This window comes from Enterobacter sp. CPE_E1241 (assembly GCF_045618265.1).
Taxonomy (GTDB): domain Bacteria; phylum Pseudomonadota; class Gammaproteobacteria; order Enterobacterales; family Enterobacteriaceae; genus Enterobacter; species Enterobacter adelaidei.
Map to the genome: position 1 here is coordinate 4,652,305 of NZ_JBIWYV010000001.1, position 19,632 is coordinate 4,671,936.

13 protein-coding genes and 1 rRNA gene are annotated in these 19,632 nt (G+C 54.2%); 3 read left to right on the forward strand and 11 right to left on the reverse strand.

Translation table 11 applies throughout. From position 1 onward, the window contains the following. Positions 1-11 precede the first annotated feature (11 nt). The 7 genes from hmsP to bcsR all read right to left on the reverse strand — a co-directional run bounded on the left by hmsP (position 12) and on the right by bcsR (position 12,725). Complete coding sequence (hmsP, locus tag ACJ9Y9_RS22775; protein ID WP_028018355.1) at positions 12-2,018, reverse strand: biofilm formation regulator HmsP; 2,007 nt, start codon at positions 2,016-2,018, stop codon at positions 12-14. A 119-nt stretch (positions 2,019-2,137) separates the two neighbouring features. Continuing rightward, positions 2,138-5,635, reverse strand: a complete 3,498-nt coding sequence (bcsC, locus tag ACJ9Y9_RS22780; RefSeq protein ID WP_028018356.1) for a cellulose synthase complex outer membrane protein BcsC — start codon at positions 5,633-5,635, stop codon at positions 2,138-2,140. After that, positions 5,617-6,723 (reverse strand): cellulose synthase complex periplasmic endoglucanase BcsZ, encoded by a 1,107-nt coding sequence (gene bcsZ, locus ACJ9Y9_RS22785; protein ID WP_028018357.1) that lies wholly within the window; start codon positions 6,721-6,723, stop codon positions 5,617-5,619. The genes bcsC and bcsZ overlap by 19 nt, the downstream gene beginning before the upstream one ends. Positions 6,724-6,729: 6 nt before the next feature. Then, positions 6,730-9,150: a cellulose biosynthesis cyclic di-GMP-binding regulatory protein BcsB gene (bcsB, locus tag ACJ9Y9_RS22790; protein ID WP_050482926.1), complete on the reverse strand. Its 2,421-nt coding sequence runs from the start codon at positions 9,148-9,150 to the stop codon at positions 6,730-6,732. 10 nt (positions 9,151-9,160) lie between these two features. After that, positions 9,161-11,776: a UDP-forming cellulose synthase catalytic subunit gene (bcsA, locus tag ACJ9Y9_RS22795; protein ID WP_028018359.1), complete on the reverse strand. Its 2,616-nt coding sequence runs from the start codon at positions 11,774-11,776 to the stop codon at positions 9,161-9,163. Next, a complete protein-coding gene (bcsQ, locus tag ACJ9Y9_RS22800) occupies positions 11,773-12,525 on the reverse strand; it encodes a cellulose biosynthesis protein BcsQ (protein WP_028018360.1) in 753 nt (250 codons plus the stop codon). The genes bcsA and bcsQ overlap by 4 nt, the downstream gene beginning before the upstream one ends. A gap of 11 nt (positions 12,526-12,536) precedes the next feature. Then, complete coding sequence (gene bcsR, locus ACJ9Y9_RS22805) at positions 12,537-12,725, reverse strand: cellulose biosynthesis protein BcsR (protein ID WP_008503237.1); 189 nt, start codon at positions 12,723-12,725, stop codon at positions 12,537-12,539. Positions 12,726-12,897: 172 nt separating this feature from the next. Here bcsR and bcsE point away from each other — a divergent pair, with 172 nt between their 5' ends. From bcsE to bcsG, 3 genes are read left to right on the forward strand one after another with little or no spacing between them, the layout of a single operon-like run. After that, complete coding sequence (gene bcsE / locus ACJ9Y9_RS22810; RefSeq protein WP_028018361.1) at positions 12,898-14,460, forward strand: cellulose biosynthesis c-di-GMP-binding protein BcsE; 1,563 nt, start codon at positions 12,898-12,900, stop codon at positions 14,458-14,460. Continuing rightward, a complete protein-coding gene (bcsF, locus tag ACJ9Y9_RS22815; protein WP_028018362.1) occupies positions 14,454-14,651 on the forward strand; it encodes a cellulose biosynthesis protein BcsF in 198 nt (65 codons plus the stop codon). Before bcsE ends, bcsF begins: the two co-directional genes overlap by 7 nt. Further along, a complete protein-coding gene (bcsG, locus tag ACJ9Y9_RS22820; RefSeq protein ID WP_028018363.1) occupies positions 14,644-16,323 on the forward strand; it encodes a cellulose biosynthesis protein BcsG in 1,680 nt (559 codons plus the stop codon). Before bcsF ends, bcsG begins: the two co-directional genes overlap by 8 nt. A gap of 50 nt (positions 16,324-16,373) precedes the next feature. Here bcsG and ACJ9Y9_RS22825 read toward each other — a convergent pair whose 3' ends face one another. From ACJ9Y9_RS22825 to rrf, 4 genes are all read right to left on the reverse strand, one after another. Further along, the gene (locus tag ACJ9Y9_RS22825) at positions 16,374-17,366 is read right to left on the reverse strand and encodes a glycosyl hydrolase family 8 (RefSeq protein WP_028018364.1); all 993 of its coding nucleotides are present in this window, start codon (positions 17,364-17,366) and stop codon (positions 16,374-16,376) included. Between the two features lie 7 nt (positions 17,367-17,373). Beyond that, the gene (gene birA / locus ACJ9Y9_RS22830; protein WP_028018365.1) at positions 17,374-18,345 is read right to left on the reverse strand and encodes a bifunctional biotin--[acetyl-CoA-carboxylase] ligase/biotin operon repressor BirA; all 972 of its coding nucleotides are present in this window, start codon (positions 18,343-18,345) and stop codon (positions 17,374-17,376) included. Beyond that, positions 18,342-19,370, reverse strand: a complete 1,029-nt coding sequence (gene murB, locus ACJ9Y9_RS22835) for a UDP-N-acetylmuramate dehydrogenase (protein WP_028018366.1) — start codon at positions 19,368-19,370, stop codon at positions 18,342-18,344. The genes birA and murB overlap by 4 nt, the downstream gene beginning before the upstream one ends. Before the next feature lie 123 nt (positions 19,371-19,493). Then, positions 19,494-19,609 (reverse strand): 5S ribosomal RNA (rrf, locus tag ACJ9Y9_RS22840). Between the last annotated feature and the right edge of the window lie 23 nt (positions 19,610-19,632).

A 19,632-nucleotide genomic window follows, 5' to 3' on the forward strand; every position in this document is an offset into this window, starting at 1 on the left:
CAGCAACAAAATTACACTTTTGCGTTATTGTCAGGGCCAGAAAGGTATCGTTGTTCAAAGACATCCGAAGGAACAGCAGGGGCAAAAAGGAAGCCTTGTCCGCTCTCCACGCCCGCCTCTGCCAGCCAGACGCGTTGCGCTTCGGTTTCAATTCCCTCGGCAATAAGATGCAGATTCAGGCTGCGCGCCATCTGGATAATGGCCTGCACCATGCTGCTGTCGCCCGGCAGGCCGTCGACAAACGCTTTGTCAATTTTTAGCACATCCACCGGGAGGGTCTTCATGTGCTGAAGCTGGCGTAGCCCGGCGTATCCCATGCCAAAATCGTCCAGCGCAATGCGAATGCCGGCATTGCGCAGCGGCTTCAGGATCGCGACTGCCTCATTAGGGTCGTCAATGCGTCGGCTCTCAGTGACTTCCAGGGTTAACGTATCAGGCTTGATTCGGTAACGATGGATCAGCTCCAGCATCTCTGAAACCATGGTCGGGTGCATAAGCTGCAGGGCTGACAAATTGACCGACAGCGGCAGCGTTACCCCGCGCTCCTGCCAGGCAGCTAGCTGACGGCAGGACTCTTCAAGTACCCAGTAACCGACGGTGACCATCAGACCACAGGATTCGATCCGCTCAATCAGCCCCTCCGGCAACTCCCATGAGCCATCCGGCTGCTGCACACGCAGTAACGCCTCAGCGCTTTTCACTTCTCCCGTCAGCAAGTTCACCTGCGGTTGTAACCAGAGGGCAAACTGGCGGTTATCCAGCGCGGTCAGAATGTCGCTCTCTTCGGTCAGGCGCTGTTGCGCCTTTTCCATCTGTTCCGGGTCGAAGAACTGGATCTGATTTTTCCCTTTGCGCCGGGCGGTAAACGCCGCCGAGAACGCACGACGATATAGCTGTTCCGCGGTCAAGTCGCCATAGTACATCGCGATGCCGATGCTGGCGCTTGGACGAAGCTGGATACCCTGAACAGGCAACCGTTCATTAATGACAGTGAGTACTTGCTGACCTAATGTGATCGCATGCCAGGGCTCTTTCACACCGTTGGCAATAATGACCAGGTCATAACCGCTGACCTGGGTCAGTACCATGCGAGGAGCAATAACAGACTTCACTTTTTCCACCAGCGTCAGGAGCAGTATTTCGCGCTGGCTCTCCTTGAGCACGCCAGCCGTGTCCTGCAGGGTCTCGCAGGCGACGACCATCAGCGCCGTGGTTTGCTGACGCGCAACGGTCTGCTCCAGCATCGCCATCAAAAAGGCTTTATTGGGAAGCTCGGACACCGGGAAGCGGGTGGCGCTGTTGCTTAACTCATCCTGTTGGCGCTGGATTCGCTGCTGATTGAGGTTATAACTGCGCACCAGCATACCAATTTCATCGTCATGATGAAGACGCGGTACCTTCAGTTGATGACCCATCTGGTCCTGCGGAGAGAGCGTGTTCAGCTCCCGGGCAATATGGCGCAACGGATGGACGATCAGCCGGTTGATACACCAGGTCAGCGCGACGCTCAGAATGAGCGTCATAAGTAAGCAAGTGGTCACTAACGTAACTACCCAGCTCATGACGAACTTATACATGCGGTATGAGTCCGCCTGTAAGACCAGATAGGCCAACGGCTGCGGATTAGCAGGACGCTCAAGCGAATAGACCGGCAGTGAAATCTGCACCGGCAGTTCAAACAGGCGCATCACCATCATCGGGACCGGGCGTTCCGGGATAAAGCTCATCCGCAGCGCCTGGAACTGGTTGGGCAATACAACATCGGCCCGGCTCACAATACCGGCCGGCTGAATGCGTTTCAGAATGGTTTCTGCTTCGGGAATATCCCCTTTCAGAATAGAGGCGGAGAGTGGGCCTCGCACCGAGCGGGCGATACTTTCTAACTGCGAAGCCGTGTTATAGCGATTCTGCTGTACAGAATGAAACAGCAAAATTACGCAAAAGAGCAGGACAAACAGCATGGTGACGGCAGACACCATCGCCATCTGTTTGATCGTTAAAGAACGGCTGACACGCAAAATGACTCTCCACAAAACTCGAAGCGCAGGGCGCACCAGGGTGTAAACCTGGCGCGCCTGAGTATACCCGATTGCTACGCTATTAAGAGAGACTTACAAATGGATTAAGGAAAATCCGATTACCAGTCCGCGTAAGGGATAAGCGGCTGCGGCGGTAAGTCCATATCGCCCTGCCAGCCTGCAGCAGAGTAGCGTACATACAGCAACGCATGGCTTGGGGTATAGTCTTTCGCTTGCTGAATATCCACGCCCATGCCTACAAACCAGTTGGAGGTCACCCGGCGTTCGATAATGGCTCGTGCGGTATAACCCGTACCCGAAGAGCTGCTGCCCGTTTCGGGATTATGCTTATCGGTATACATCGGGTCACCATTGGCATCCACCTGGTTATCCGGGATGAGACTCTGGATAGGATAACGCATGCCGTCTTTGGTTTTTGAGTGAGACCAGGATACCGAGCCACCCAACTCCCAGGACCAGTTTTCCGTGCGTTTACGCCAGGTCACCGGCAAGGCGAAGGAGACATACTCCTGCGGGCTGTAGTAGCCGCCCTGACCCAGAGAGTATCCGCTCAGATCTTTATCGTAGTGCCACAGCATGTTGGAGACACCGACCGTCAGGCGCTCATTGTTTTGATTAATCAGCTTGTAGTAGTAACCCGTCATCCAGCGGACGCGCCAGTTATCTTCCACATTTTTCCCCGTCAGCGTTTCCGCATTCAGGCTCGACCAGACGCCGTTCGCCTCACCTTTGTCATAGCTGATACTCACACCACCACCCGTAGCGCGTACGCCACCCCACGTGGTGCCGGTATTTGTGTCCTTTTGCCCGCCAAAGGCCAGCAGAGAGCTGGAAATTGGCCGGCGATGGGCGTTAACGGTATAGCCGATAGGCCCCAGATCGCTGCTGTAACTGACACCACCCACCACGTCGACGACATCAAAGCCCATTGGCGTGGTACCAATATCCATCGCCCAGGTTTTATTCTGCCAGCCAACGGCGACGCTCGCGCCATTGTCTGACTGATGGGTGTTGCCACTACACGGTGTTGCAGAACAGGTACCCCAGGTCGGATCGTACTTCCCGTCCTTCGTCTCAAACGATCCGGCGTCCATATTGACCAGATCGCTGCGGAAGAACATACGCCCATCAGAGAGCGGGGCATCAACCTGCAGCATGGTGGTGTGCGCTTTCAGATCGGAATAACCGCCCGTACCGCTGGAGCCCCAGTAATCATGTTGCAGCGTGACGTTAACATCCTGCTGGCGGTACAAATCACCGGCATCACTACGCACACCGCGCTTCAGCCAGTCATCTTTTTCGTCATTACGCGTCAAACGGGTGAAGCTGTCGTTGTCGGTCGGGCGCGTCGTCGTGATACCAGACGAGACCATCGCATCTTTATAGGTATCCAGCGCCTGCTGAGGTTGGCCGTTTTGTGCCTGGAAACGCGCAGCATCACGTAATACCAGCGCGTTTTCCATGGAACCGGGTTGCGATTTGGCCTGCGGGATGATTTTGTTGAATATTTGTTCTGCGGCAGCGGAATCACCCAGACCGGCCTGCGCCATCGCAATCCGGCGTTGCATATTGAGCGATAACGGCTGACCATTTTGTGCGGCTGGCAATTTTGCCAGTTCGGCGCGCGCGGCATCCTTGTCACCTTGCGCACTGTAAATTTCAGTCAGACCGAGAAGCGCATCCTCGTTCTGCGGCTCACGCTGCAACACGGCACTGTAAGCCGTTTTTGCCTCATTAAGATCGCCGCGCTGCTGTGCCCAGTCTGCCAGGGTTAAGTCAATTCGAGTGGAGGTCGGTTGCTGGCGAAGGAGGTTTTCTGCCTCTTTCTCTTTGCCGCTGTCGCGCAGGCGGTTGGCGGTTTCCAGCACCTGGTTGCTTTGCAGGCGGTCGGCCAGTTCCTGAATGTTGCTATTCCACTGGTTACGTGGAAGCGTGTCCAGATGCGCCAGGGCAGCCCGGTCCTGATCGTTTCCGGAGAGATACAGCCCGCTGGCATAGACCTGATCCGGATCTGACGGTTTCTGGCTGGCAAGCTGACGCATCAGCGTATCCGCCTGGCTGCGCTGACCCGCGCTGTAGAGATCGCGCGACAGTCGATACGTTATCCACACGTCGCCAGGAGAGAGTGCCAGACGGCGACGCTGAATTTCTGCTGCCTGGGCGTATTTACCCTGATTCTCCAGCTGTTCTGCCTGGGCCGAAAGCTGCTCGTTGGTCAGACTACGTTCAATATCATCAATGCTCCGGCGTTGGCTGGCAGACAGCGACTGGATAAACTGCGAAGCTTTCTCCGGCGACTGCGCGCGGTAAATATTGGCCAGTCCGCGAACCGCATTGCTGTTGCCGCTATCCATACGTAACGCCTGGCGATAATAACGTTCTGCCGCGTCGTTATCTTTACGCGCGGCTGCGGCATCTCCCAGCCCCAGCACGGCATAACTGTCGGTATTGTCTATATTACGTGCCTGCTGATAGTAACGCTCTGCCTGCGCCGGGTTATTCGCCTTCAGCGCCGCATCCCCCTGCTGGATCAGCAGCCAGTAACGGTTGACCTTCAGCAAACTGTCCCATTTACCCCGGTTATCATTCTGCGGATCGAGGGCAATCGCCTTTTCAAACTGTGCCACTGCGCGGGCGCGATCGCCTTTCTGGGAATAAGCCTGCCCCAGGGCTCCCACCGCCTCACTGTCGGCATGGTTGGAGCTGACGGCTTTTTGCAGCTCAGCTACCGCCTTACCGCTCTGTCCGGCATCCACCGCGGCCAGCCCTTCCGCTTTCGCACGGAACGCCGGGTCAGCAAGCTGTTTTTGTTGTGCTTCAAGCTGTGAGCGTGCCGCCGCGACATTATCACCGTCGCTGAACACGCTCAGATATTTTTGCAACGCGCTCACGCTGGCGCTGCTGGCAGGCTGGCCTTTTATCTGCTCATACCACAAATCTGACGCCTGATTACGGCCATTGGTGGATTTGGCCATTTCCTGCAACACCGCAAAGCCTTCATCGCGCCGTCCGCTCTGGAACAGAAGCTGAGACAGCGTCGCCTGCAGCTGCGTATTTCCGGGGCTGCTGGTATTTATTTTCTTGAGCTGGTTAATCGCTGCATTACGGCGGGCAGGATCTTTCGCCACGACATTCCAGTATTCCGTCGCCAGATCGCCACTCGGTGGGTTGCCGTCAAACAGCTTGTCATAGGCGGCAATCGCCTCCTGAGTGTGCCCCGTCGTAGCAAGCAATCTGGCCTGCTGTAGCTGCTGGCGGCCATCAGGGGTGGAGAGCAACATCGTATTACGTGATGACTGATAAACACTGGAGCCCGGCGCGATCCCTTTCAGTCGATCCAGCTCTTTTTGCGCACCAGCGGTATCACCCTGACGAAGCAGGTAACGAAAACGTGCGGCAATGACGTCAGGGTTGTTCGGGTCAATCAGCTCAAGGCGATAGAGTGACTGTCGAACCAAATCCTCACGCTGAGTTGATTCACCCAGCCGAACCTGTTCCAGCAGTTGTCTCTGCTGCGGAGAGTTAGCGGCCTGAGCCAGCGGCATCAATGCCAGGCTAAGCGATAAACTGAGTAGATTTACTGTGAACTTGCGCATTCCTGGCCCCAATCCGGTATTAATTCACCTTTAGCGGTGAAGCGAAAACGATGCTGATCCCATCCTTGCCCAAAGAGGGTCAGTACGTAACTGTAATAGGCATTATTATCGGGAAAATGGTCTGCAACGCGCTGGCGCTGAACCGCCTGGGCATCACGCTGTTGTAAAAAAGGTAGCATAGCGGCAGAGAAACCGACCGGGCCTTTACCCGTGCGTTTTCCACTCGCCACATCCATTTTCTCCGGCGGCACACCGTGTTTCGTTGTCATTGCCGCCATCGGCTGGAAGCGCGTCAGGAGCCGGGCCTTCTGGGGATCGTTATTACTCATCATCCCCACCCAGAGGTAGACGCGAATAGCGTCGTAGCCTCCTACCAGCGTCTTATCCTGCTGTAACCGCCAGCCTTTGTTTTTCTGATATTGCACCCAGTCCGGCGAAAAACCTTTCGGCGCACTCTCCAGCAGCAAACGGAGATTGGTTTCACGAAGGGTCGTCCACGGAGCACCGAAGCGCGTGAAATAGCTCGCTAACTGCGGAGGTAAATAACTGGGGTTGAAGCGCCAGCTTTTCTCTTCAGCAAAACCCACTTTGCCGGGAAGCAACATCGCGCCGAGACCGGGCACGTTTACCACTTCCTCGCTGGCAATGCGTTTAAGTAGTGCTTTACCCGTGCGGGTATACTCCGGATGCTTCCACAACCGGCCCGCTTCGAGCAGTGACCATGCTATCCAGACATCGGCATCTGAGGCGGAATTGGTATCAATGACGGCCCAGTTTTCTTTGTCTTTCTGCCCCCATAGCCAGGCCGGCAGGTGGTCATTGAGAGTGCCACTGGCAAGGTTATCGCGCGTCCACGTTAGCAACAGGTCAAACGCTTTGCGATCGTTAGCGGCCAGGGCAAAGAACAAGGCGTAGCTTTGCCCTTCCGACGTCGTAATTTTGCGCGTGTCACTGGGATCAATGACACGCCCGCCCTCACTGATGTAATCCTTTTTAAACTGCTCCCAGGCAGGCCAGGTACAGGCGGCGCGAAGAGGAAGCGCCGCCAGCATCAACGCTGCTAATGCACACCAGCGAAAGGCTTTCATCACATCTTACTCATCCGGGTTCAGACGACGACGGCTAATGATACGCAGCAGACGCCACAGCACCCACGCCAGCAGAACCACACTGACCGCGGCCAGGATGGCGAGCAGAACCGGATGGTTAGCCAGCGCATACCACAGACGTTCGAACCATGGCAGATGGCCGACGTAATACACATCACCTACGCGCAGGCTATTGACGCCAGACTCACGTATTACCGATACCGAACCAAACATCGCGGCACGTTTACCGCTGTCGTTCATCGCGGTATTGAGCAGTTCATACCCACGTGGGCTGTCCGCGAGGAGAGCCACAACGCTACGCTGCTCGTTGTAAGGTGACTGGAAGCCCACCACCGCAGCCATGGCTCCCTGAGACGTTACGGCCGTCTGCACGCTGGCCTGGCGATCGTTAACATCCGGCATGATGCTCGGGAACTCGGTCTGGCGCATCGGGGTGTTAACCCACGACTGAGCCGCTTTCACCAGCAGATCGATACGTTTGTCATCCTTCAGCTTATCCGGGATGGTACCGATCAGCATGATGTCAGCATCTTTGTTTTGGATCTGGCTACCATCATCAGTCAACGTGACGTTAATTGCCGGTAAGCCCGTCTGTGCGCCGACGGTCGCCATGGTATCCAGCAGCGTTGTCACCTGCCCTTCATTTGGCGCTTTTGGCATAACGACAATGGATTCAGAGAGATCGGCCATACGGCTGAACGGGAAGCCCGCATTAGCAAATGCACGCAGATCCGGCATCGCCAGGAAGTGATAATACTTCGAGAAGTCGATGGTCGACTCATCACCAATCACGACGTGGTTCTGTACAGGCTGGAAGGTCACGCAGTTATCTATCGAACCACCAGGCATCGGGTTCATGTACTGGAAATCAAAGCGCAGCTGGTTTACCGCACCCAGCTTCAGCGCCGGGATAGAGACATCCGTTTTACCGTCCAGCAGCCCCTGCAACACCGGCAGGCGAAGCATCAGTCGGTTTGTATCCTGCGTACTTTGCAGGCTGAACGATTGCAGGAACTGGTTGTTCAGGCTGATGTCCATGCGCGAGCTATCTTTCGTTACCGGCGCGGTGTAACGGTAGTTCAGATTGATATCAATCCCGTTGGTACGCAGCAGGTACAGATCCGGCGGCAGATTCAGTGACAGGCTAATTGGCGCAGGCTCAAGCCCGGTCGCCTGCAGCTGTTCTTCATACGTTTTCAGCTCACCAAACGTCACTGCGCGGTCGGTACGTACCCAATTTGGCGCATCATAAGGTTTACGCGCCAGCAGTGGTTTAACTTCATCCACAACAACACTGCTACCGCGGAACAGGACATTGCCCTGGGCAATCGCTTTTGCAGCCTGTACCAGATCTTTATCATCACGACCAAAGACCACCAGCAGCTTCACGTACGGGTTATCCGGGTGGCTTACCATTTCAATGGTTGGCGCTTTGACGTCTGGATGCTCGCGCAGGAAAGCGGGTCGTTTGGCATTGGTCGCAAAGACGATCGCGTTTCTGTCCGGCATTTTATCGTACATCACCGGGAAGCTCTGCCCGCGCCAGCCGGAACGCGAACCAAACCAGGATGCCACAATCGTGGCCGCGAGTTGCTCGGTCACATCCGGGGAAGAGGCAAAGACCATCGGCAGGGTTAGCGGACGGTTGTCGCGCGGGTCAAAGAACGGAATGGGGAACGCTGAGAGATCGTTTTTCAGCGCCAGTGACTGGTAGGTCATCTGCAGCGAGGAGTTGCGTCCCACATCCATCCACAGCGTGTTGCTGGCCGGGTTTTCACAGACATCACGGTAATGACCGACAAACTCCAGACGGATACGGTTAAAGTCGGTGATAAACAGCGGATTGATCGGCACCTGAGCCTGTGTTTTTTTACCCAGCTGCTCTTTCGTGACGGGCAGAACGTCCATCAGCTCATCATTCAGGTAAACCTTCAGCTGAGACTGCACCGGCAACAGCGACGGCGATGGGGTGTATTCCAGGTTCAGCACCGCATTAGAGATGACCTCATCGCTGCGCATACCAAATTCAATACCGCCGTTAGGGTTGATGCCGCGCAGCACCATACTTCCCGGAGGGGGCGCAATTTGCGCAAAGGTCAGCTTCACATCCCGTGACGGGGCATTGTCCGCAACAACGGGCGCATTCGCTCCCCGAACGCCCGGCATCACCTGCCCGATGACCTGGCTGTCTGCCGGCAGGGTGTTCCCCTCCGTTGGCTGGTTAGGAGTGATATTTTCTGTTTGACCGGGTGCCGCAGTGACAACCGCATCGGTTGCTTGCGCGACGACAGGCACCGTTGGCGCAGGCGTTGCCGCTGCGTTATCAGGAGCTGCATTAGCCATTGTTGCGGGGATTGCACTCATCCCCATTGCCACTGCACATAACCAGGAAAGTTTTGTTTTCATCGCGTTATCATCATTGTTGAGCCATAACCGGGTCCGCCTGCTTCGCCTCATCCCGCTCAGGACGACGAGGAATGAACGACACGACCCAGGAAACCAGCGAAGTAAGTGACCGGAAAATTATTTTCACCGACGACGGGGCAAATTCTGCAAGGTGACGATAGCCACGGAACCCCAGCTTCAGAATATCCAGCAGGCTTTCCAGAGGTTTATCTTCCGGGAAGCTGTCCTGCCAGAGAGCCCACGTATCCGCGCGGGCAAACGTACACTGCACAAAATCAATATGCTGCTTTTTGGTCAACGGCATCAGCTGCAGACCGACTTCATCCCCGGCCACACGAACAACTTGCGTCGGGAAGACATACTCCTGCTGGCCGCGTTTAAGCAGCAGGTTAACTTTTTGCCCTTCCAGCACTTTCGCCTGACCGTTGATTTTGATCCCAAGACCACCGTCAGAGAAGTCGTGCACGGTACAGGAGAAGAGATGTCCATCTTCACGGGCAAGCGCTGCAGGCATACAGATTTCAACACGATGCGCACGACGTACCTGCTTGCTCTCTACAGACACGGCAACTGCGCCACCGAGGATAATCAGGTTGTAGAACACCCATGCCATACTCACAAACACGGTCAGGATCTCGTTTTCCGGGCCATAGAAGTAGCGCCAGATACCCGCGATAACGCCAACGATGTTCAGCAATACCAGGAAGATATACGGACGGGAGATCACCCAGTCGACGTATTCCTCTTCCACCAGACCGCCCTTCGCGGTGACGTTAAATTTACCTTTGTGCGGGTTAATCAGCGCCACCATCGTTGGCGGGGCGATATACCAGGCCAGCACCGTTTCGTAGATTTCACTCCAGAATGAATGGCGGTATTTACCCTGAATCTTCGAGTTCGTCAGGCTCGCGTGGATCATGTGCGGCAAAACAAACAGCGCAATCATCAGCGCCGGGGCGTAGATGATGTAAGCATGAAGAAGCAGGAAGGCCAGTGGCGCAGTCAGGAAGATCAGCCGCGGGATACCGGACAAGAAGTGGAACATGGCGTTGACGTAGCAAAGACGCTGCGCCAGCTTGAGCCCTTTCCCAATCAGTGGGTTATCGAGACGGAATATTTGCACCATGCCGCGTGCCCAGCGAATACGCTGACCAATGTGCGCCGACAGTGACTCCGTTGCCAGACCGGCAGCCTGTGGAATACGCATATAGGCAGAGGTATAACCACGACGGTGCAGACGCAGCGAGGTATGCGCATCTTCGGTGACCGTTTCAACCGCAATACCCCCAATTTCATCCAGCGGTTTGCGGCGGATAACCGCACAGGAGCCACAGAAGAAGGTGGCATCCCACATGTCGTTCCCATCCTGTACCAGGCCATAGAACAGCGTGCCTTCGTTCGGGGTTTTACGGAAACGGCCGAGGTTACGTTCAAACGGATCTGGCGAGAAGAAGTGGTGCGGCGTCTGCATCATCGCCAGCTCTTTCTCTTTCAGGAACCAGCCCATGGTCATCTGCAGGAACGAGCGCGTCGGCACGTGGTCGCAGTCAAAGATCGAGACAAACTCGCCTGTGGCATACTTCAGCGCGTTGTTGATGTTCCCGGCTTTAGCATGCTCGTGAGTTGGACGGGCGATGTACTCTACGCCCACCTCTTCCGCAAACTGGCGGAACGCCGGACGGTTGCCGTCGTCGAGTATCCAGACTTTGAGTTTATCTTTTGGCCAGTCGATACCCAGCGCGGCATAAATGGTGTTTTTCACCACGCTCAGATCTTCGTTGTAGGTGGGCACAAAGAGATCAACCGACGGCCACTGCGCGGTATCTTTTGGCAGCGGAACCGGCTGGCGGTTGAGCGGCCAGATCACCTGGAAATAGCCCAGCACCAGTACAATCCACGCGTAGGTTTCTGCAAACAGCAGTATCAGACCGCACACCAGGCTGACCGGATCGTCCCAGTTCAACGTTGAGGTATAACGCCACCAGATGTAACGGCAGGAGACGGTCAACGACAATACAATCAGCATCAGGGCTGAGAAACGCCCCGGAATACGGCGAACCAGCAATGCCACGCCCCACAGCAGGATCAGGAAGGTGAACTGTGCCAGCGGGTTAAAGGGTTGCGTAATACAGACCAGCGCCAGGATGAGCGAGAAGACGACGATCACGCCGAGAATAAAACGCCGCAAGCCCGGGTGGAGATGCCCGAGCTCTTTATGGTTGTCCAGATGGCTGGTCTTATCGGTAACGCTATCGGGCAATCTATCCAGCCACTGATGGTACCGCTCACGTAACTGCTGAACGCGAGAGAAGCTGCGCCAGTGCGGCACTTTTTTCTCCGACCGGGGGGACGTTGCCACCAGCCAGATGGCCTGAATAAGATATCGCGCCGGATCCAAAGGCCGTGGCCGGTCTGGGTTAATATGCGGGTATAACTCACTGTGCCGTGCACGTATGCGCTGCCAGCGCGGGTGTTCGAGTGGAATGAACATCCAGGCCAGAATCATCCAGAAACAGCCGAGCGCGGCGCTAAATGGCGAAGCACCATGCCGACGAAAATGCCGGTAATGTTCGCTCAAACTCGAACTGACCGGCGGGATGAGTAACCAGCTGGCGAGACGACTCATACCGAACTCCCCGCAGGCTCCGCCGCGTTGGCGAAGTTCAGCAGACACCAGTTAGCCAGTGTCAGAATTTCTTCTGCCGCCAGTGAATCGCTGCGGTATTCCCCGAGCGGTTGCTTAGAGGCAAGGCATTCCGCCATTCCCTCATCACGATGGATGACAATCGGAAGCAAGCGGCGCTGGCTTTGCAGCCACACCTGATACAGATCGTCCTGGATCTGGCTGCCAATGCGTAAATCGTTAATCAGAATATGTCCATTCTGAGGCAGCCCTTGCTGATGCAAACGGATATGGCAATTCGCATCGACGTTCACGATCGAGAGGACATGATCGCACTGCGCGATAAGCTGTCGGGTCAGCGTGCCGGAGCCATGCGGCAGATCCAGCAGGATCCATTTATAGTGCCCTTTTTCTTTCAGGCTCTGCAGCGCAAGCGTGAATTGCGAAAAAAGACGCTGATAAGCCGCCTCATTTTCGCGTTCCGCAGTGGTCAATTGACCAAAAGGCAGTAAATCAAGCTGGGAGGTATAACGCATACCCGCATCCCGCCAGTCTTTATCATCGAGCAGCGCGCGGGCCCACCCCTCCTCACGTGTAAAGTCGACGTTAAACGACATACGCAGCAAATTATCGGCGCAGGCGTCAATAACCAGCACCGACTCACCTAAAAGCTGTAATGACCACGCCAGCGCCGCAGTCACGGATGTGGTACCCACCCCGCCACGGATGCCTTGTAATCCGAGTATGGCCATCAATGGCTCCCTTATTGTTGATGGGCAAATTCAGCTAATAACGGCCAACGTTTAATAGCCGCAGCCAACTGTTCCCGCTGGGAAATATCGGTGTAATCTATTTCAGGTAAAGAAAAGGCCTGCGTAAGCGCCAGAAAATCATTCTGGAATGTGTAACCCAGGGTTGAGTCGACTGGGGTACCGGGTTCATTATTATCCATTCTCTTCCATCCCTTTGAGTAAAATCGCATGTTCAGAAGTCGCGAGGCATCCTGCCTATCAAATTTCATTTACATGCTAAATCTGATGTTCTTTAATTTCAATGTTAGGTTTATTTCTACGCTTTCGCTAGTAAACTGAGATACAGATAAATTAGACGAAAAGAGGGACACCGTGGACTCCATATTTTCTATTGGCATCCAGTCATTATGGGACGAATTGAGCCACATGCCAGTCGGAGGAGTCTGGTGGATTAATACGGACCGAAATGAAGATGCTATCAGTCTGGTAAACCAGACAATTGCCGCGCAGGATAAGGATTCCCGCGTAGCCGTCATTAGCATGGGCGAAGACCCGAAGAAAATTATTTCGCTCGAAAGTGACCGCGGACCGCAGTCTGTGCGATTATTTTCCATGCCAGCGGAAGTCGATAGTCTATACTTTTTGTCCCGCGACGTTCAGTGCACTATTGATCCGGATCACCATTTAGTGATTCTTAAATGTGCAAATAACGTCCTGCAAAATATCCCCGCAGAAAAACTGCTGGCCTGGCTGGAAAAAATCAATAAATGGACAAAATTTCAAAATTGCACGCTATTGATAATCAATCCTGGCAGTAATAATGACAAGCTCTTCTCACTTTTAATGGGTGAATATCGTTCCCTGTTCGGTCTGGCAAGTGTGCGCGATCAGGTGGGCAGCTATCTCTACGACATTGCATTCTGGTGTAATGAAAAAGGCGTGAGCGCCAGGCAACAGCTGACCCTTAAACATATCGAGGGTAAGTGGCACCTGGCAAAGCAGGAAGAAACCGTGGTGCAACCACGTAGTGATGAAAAACGTATTTTGAGCCATATTGCGGTTTTAGAGGGAGCACCTGCTCTGTCAGAAAACTGGTCACTGTTTGAATCTAACGAAGCGCTTTTTCATGAAGCCCGCACAACGCAGGCAGCAACGATTGTGTTCTCGTTGATGCAGAATAACCAGATTGAGACGCTGGCCAGGCAAATCCACACCTTACGCCGCCAGCGCGGAAGCGCATTAAAAATAATCGTGCGTGAAAACAATACCAGCCTGCGCGCCACCGATGAGCGTCTGCTTTTGGGCTGCGGTGCAAATATGGTCATTCCATGGAATGCGCCGTTGTCCCGCTGCCTGACGCTTATCGAAAGCGTTCAGGGCCAGCAGTTCAGCCGCCATGTCCCGGAAGATGTAGCCACATTGCTCTCAATGACGCAGCCGATGAAACTGCGTGGATACCAAAAATGGGATACTTTCTGCGACGCCGTCAGCAACATGATGAATAACACGCTGCTTCCGGCAGACGGAAAAGGGGTCATGGTTGCCCTGCGCCCTGTACCTGGTATTCGCGTTGAACAGGCTCTCACGTTATGCCGCCCGAACCGCACTGGGGACATCATGACCATTGGCGACAATCGTCTGGTACTGTTTTTATCCTTCTGTCGGGTAAACGATCTTGATACCGCGCTTAACCACATCTTCCCCCTGCCAACCGGGGATATTTTCTCTAACCGTATGATCTGGTTCGAAGATAACTCTATCAGTGCAGAGCTGGTGCAGATGCGCGCCCTCAAGCCTGAACAATGGGTTAAACCACTCGTTATCAAGAGTGAGGTTAAACCGATTCTCAATGCCAGACATGATGGACACGTCTGGCGTCGGGTTCCGGAACCCCTTCGCTTATTAACTGAGAATGGGGAGAACGCACCATCATGAGTATCAGCGATATCATTCAACTGGTCGTATTCTGCGCGCTGATCTTTTTCCCGCTTGGCTACTACGCGCGCCATTCACTGCGTCGTATCCGCGATACGGCCAGAATACTGTTTGTAAAACCTCGCTATGTAAAACCAGCCGGAACACTGACACGGGCATCACACGTCAAGGCAGACCGAAAACATGACTAATTCTACCTATACCGCTTCGTCACCCTCGCCGCTGTGGCAATACTGGCGCGGCCTTTCTGGCTGGAACTTCTACTTTCTGGTGAAGTTTGGTCTGCTTTGGGCAGGCTATCTGAATTTCCATCCTCTTCTCAACCTGGTGTTTATGGCCTTCCTGCTGATGCCTCTGCCAAATATCAGGCTGCATCGCTTACGCCACTGGGTGGCCATTCCTGTCGGCTTTGCACTGTTCTGGCATGATACCTGGCTACCGGGGCCAGACAGCATTATGAGCCAGGGATCGCAGGTGGCCGGGTTTAGCGCCAGCTATGTCCTTGACCTGACCGAGCGCTTTATTAACTGGCAGATGATTGGTGCCGTCTTTGTGCTGTTGGTTGCATGGCTATTTCTGTCACAGTGGATCCGCGTCACGGTGTTTGTCGTCGCCATTATGATCTGGCTTAACGTGCTGACGCTTGCAGGCCCCGGTTTTTCTCTGTGGCCTGCGGGTCAACCGACGACAACCGTCACCACCACCGGTGGCAGTGCAGCAGCAACCGTCGCGACGGCGAGCGAGACGCCTGTGGTGGGGGATATCCCTACCCAGACCGCACCGCCGACCTCCACTAACCTGAACGCCTGGCTTTCCAGCTTCTATACCGCGGAAGATAAGCGACAGACTAAGTTCCCGGATGCGCTACCGGCAGATGCTCAGCCCTTTGAACTGCTGGTGATCAACATCTGTTCACTCTCGTGGGCAGATGTGGATGCTGCAGGTTTGATGTCGCATCCGCTGTGGTCACATTTCGACATTCAGTTTAAAGATTTCAACTCTGCAACCTCGTACAGCGGCCCGGCGGCAATTCGTCTGCTGCGCGCAAGCTGCGGCCAGCCATCACATAAAAACCTGTATCAACCGGCCGGAAACCAGTGCTATCTGTTCGATAACCTGGCAAAACTGGGCTTTACACAGCATCTGATGCTGGGTCATAACGGTGTGTTTGGTGATTTCCTGAAAGAGGTACGTCAGGAAGGAGGAATGCAGGCTCCGCTGATGGATCAAACGGGTCTGCCGGTTTCTCTGTTGGGCTTCGACGGTTCACCTGTTTATGACGATACCGCCGTGCTGCAACGCTGGCTGCAGACCATCGAAAAGGATAATAATCCTCGCAGTGCGACATTCTTTAACACCCTGCCGCTTCACGACGGTAACCATTTCCCGGGCGTGAGCAAAACGGCAGACTATAAGGTGCGTGCGCAGAAACTCTTCGACGAGCTGGACGCATTCTTTACGGAGCTGGAAAAATCAGGCCGTAAAGTGATGGTGGTTGTGGTACCTGAACACGGTGGCGCGCTGAAAGGCGACAGGATGCAAGTGTCAGGTCTGCGTGATATCCCAAGCCCGTCCATTACCAACGTGCCTGCAGGTATTAAGTTCTTTGGTATGAAAGCACCCCATCAGGGCGCACCGATTGAGATCACCCAGCCAACCAGCTATTTGGCTATCTCAGAACTGGTTGCCCGTGCCGTTGACGGGAAGCTGTTTGTGGAAGATAGCGTGAACTGGGATCAGCTCACCAGCAATCTGCCGCAAACGGCAGAAGTCTCTGAGAACGCCAACGCAGTGGTGATTCAGTATCAGAACAAACCGTACGTTCGCCTGAACGGCGGAGATTGGGTACCTTATCCGCAGTAAGATGCTAATGGCATTGTTTCCCTCTCCCTGTGGGAGAGGGAATGCTCAGATTATTGTTGGGCAATCCATACCAGCATCTTCAGGCTTGCTGAATAGTAATCATCTTTTGAGGTGATTTCGGGTTCTGTGGAAGACTGTCCCATCGTTAAATCACGTACTGCCAGCAGGCCCCCTTCCATCATGTAGGGTGCATACTCGTTAGTGGTGACGTTAACCCAGGCGGGAGTTTGTTCCCGGGGAAATTGACCAAACCAGACTCGCCACGGTGTCAGCAGTGGGCTTTGCTTATCAACCCAGGCCACATACAGCGGAATACGAATCGCATCGTAGCTCATCCTCGGTGCCCAACCTTTGGCCGGAGCCAGCTTGCCACCCGAAGCCAGAGAGACCCAGTCAGTGGGCAGATTCGCTTTACCCGAGCCCATTTTCCCCAGCAGGCGTTCTCCATCCTTAATCAATTCACGCCAGACAGCTAAATGACTACGCCCGGCAAAGGCCTGCCATGCCGGAAACACGAAATAAGAAGGGTTCAGTACCACTTCACCATCAAGGTTAAACCCCTGGACACCGGGTAGCATCACCCGGTAACCCGCATAGCGGATCACGTTGTGCTCAATCAGTGCTTTTGTAATTGCATCCGATGCAGCGCTATAGCGTTTGTCATGCCAGCGCGCGTCGGCTTTTAACAGTGCCCAGGCAATCAGCACATCGCCATCTGAGGCATTGTTCTTGTCGGTGACCGGGTTGGATTCTGCGGGGTTATAACGCCAGTAAAACAGGCCGTTCTCTTTGTTTTTAAGCTGACTGTCTGTCCATTGCCAGAGCTTATCGAACGTGGGTTTATCGTTGTTGGCCACCGCCATCAGCATGGCGAAACCCTGGCTTTCCGTATGCGAAACGTCACCATTGCCGGTATCGACAATGCGACCTTCCGGTTTGAAAAAGCGTGCCTTATAACTTTCCCAGGCCTGACCCGCCTGAGAGAGAGGAGAGAAGAGCAAACTCATCATCACAGCTAGCGTAGCGCAGACGGGTTTTCGCATAATTAACTCATTCCGGTTGTTCAGCACTTCGCAGTGAAATTTCACCGCCCACCCACGGCTTGATCACGCCATTCTGTTCCAGGAGCAACGCCCCCTGTGCGTCAATGCCACGGGATGTTCCGTAGATCTCTTTATCACCAATCAGTAATTTCACCGGGCGGTTGATAAAGTTATCCAGCTTTTCCCAACGAGACAGGAAGGGTGCCAGCCCCTCCTGTTCAAAGAGGATGAGTGAGCTGCGCAATTCCTTAATCATACGCACGGCGAGGGTGTTACGATCGATGACGATCCCCGCTTCCTGAAGATTAGTCCAGGCCTGATTCACCACATCATTTTGTACATTGCGCATCACCATGTTGAGGCCTGCGCCAATAACGATCTGCGCAGCATCGCCTGTTTTTCCTGTCAGTTCGACCAGGATACCTGCAAGCTTACGATCGTTCAGATACAGATCATTAGGCCATTTAACGCGCACTTTATCAGCACCCAGATCGTGCAGAACTTCTGCCATGACAATGCCAATAACCAGACTCAGGCCAATAGCGGCAGCAGGCCCCTGCTCAAGACGCCAGTACATGGACAGATAGAGATTGGCACCAAATGGCGAGAACCATTTGCGGCCACGACGACCACGACCAGCCTGCTGATACTCCGCAACACAGGCATCTCCGGATTTCAGCTCAGGCAGACGATCCAGAAGATACTGGTTCGTCGAATCAATCACTGGCAGCACTGCAACATTGCCATATCCAATCTGGTTACGGATCGCTTCTTCATTCAGCAATTGGATTGGCTCCGGCAGGCTATATCCTTTTCCGGGAACCGTGAAGACATCCACACCCCAGTCACGGAGGGTCTGGATGTGCTTGTTAATGGCGGCACGGCTCATGCCCAGTTGCTCACCCAGCTGCTCGCCAGAATGAAACTCACCGTCGGCAAGAATGCCAATCAGTGTTAACGGGATGGTATTATCCTTCACGCGATGGTCTCCACGGCATTCACTTCACCAGTGCGGCCAATGAAGCGGACTTCTGGCTCCAGCCAGACGTTAAATTTTTCGCCCACGCACTGACGGACATGGTGTGCCAGTTGCACAACATCGCTGCCAGTCGCATTGCCCTGGTTAATCAGAACCAGAGCCTGCTGGCGATGCACTGCAGCCCCGCCCTTCGTGGCACCTTTTAACTGGCACTGATCGATGAGCCAGCCCGCTGCCAGCTTCACGCTGCCATCAGCTTGCGGATAATGTGGTGCAGCAGGCCATCCAGCGAGAAATGCTTTTGCATTTTCGCCACTAATGACTGGGTTTTTGAAGAAACTCCCGGCATTTCCATTCACTTTTGGATCGGGAAGTTTGGTCATTCGCATATGGCAAACAGACTCAAACACCTCACGTGCGGTTGCAGTGGCTGGGTCAAGACGTGTTAAATCACCATAGGTGAGGATAGGTTTCCAGTTTTTCGCCAGACGCAGACCAACGGCCACAATCACATAGCGATCCTGGTATTCATGTTTGAAAATACTGTCGCGGTAACCAAAACGACACTGTTCGGCCGTCAAGCGCTGAGCCGTTCCGGTCGCCAGTTCAATACAATCGACATATTCGCAGACGTGTTTCAGTTCGATGCCGTAGGCACCGATGTTTTGAATGGGTGACGAGCCGGCACAGCCAGGAATGAGTGCAAGATTTTCGAGACCTGGCATCCCCTTCTCAAGGGTAAATTGCACCAGATGATGCCAATTCTCTCCGGCCCCTACGTGCAGATGCCAGCTATCAACGCGCTCTTCCACATCAATTCCCATGATGCGGTTGACGATCACCGTTCCGGCAAAATCGTCGAGAAACAGGACATTACTTCCTTCGCCCAGAATCAGTACGGGTTCGTCGTTTTCTGTTGCGCTTTGCCATGCATCCAGCAACTGCTGTGCAGTATCGGCACGTACAATTTGTTTAGCATTCCGTTGAATGCCAAAGGTATTCCAGGGTTTAAGGGAGTGGTTCATAGACGCTATCCTGATGCAAAAACGGAGGTAGTTTACCGTATAAGCAAGGAGTTGGGGGATTTGTTTGTGCGCCGTAGAAACGCAAAAAGGCCATCCTTCCGGATGGCCTCTTCACTTAATTGATGCCGGCAGTTCCCTACTCTCACATGGGGAGACCCCACACTACCATCGGCGCTACGGCGTTTCACTTCTGAGTTCGGCATGGGGTCAGGTGGGACCACCGCGCTAAAGCCGCCAGGCAAATTCTGTTAAATCTGTATCA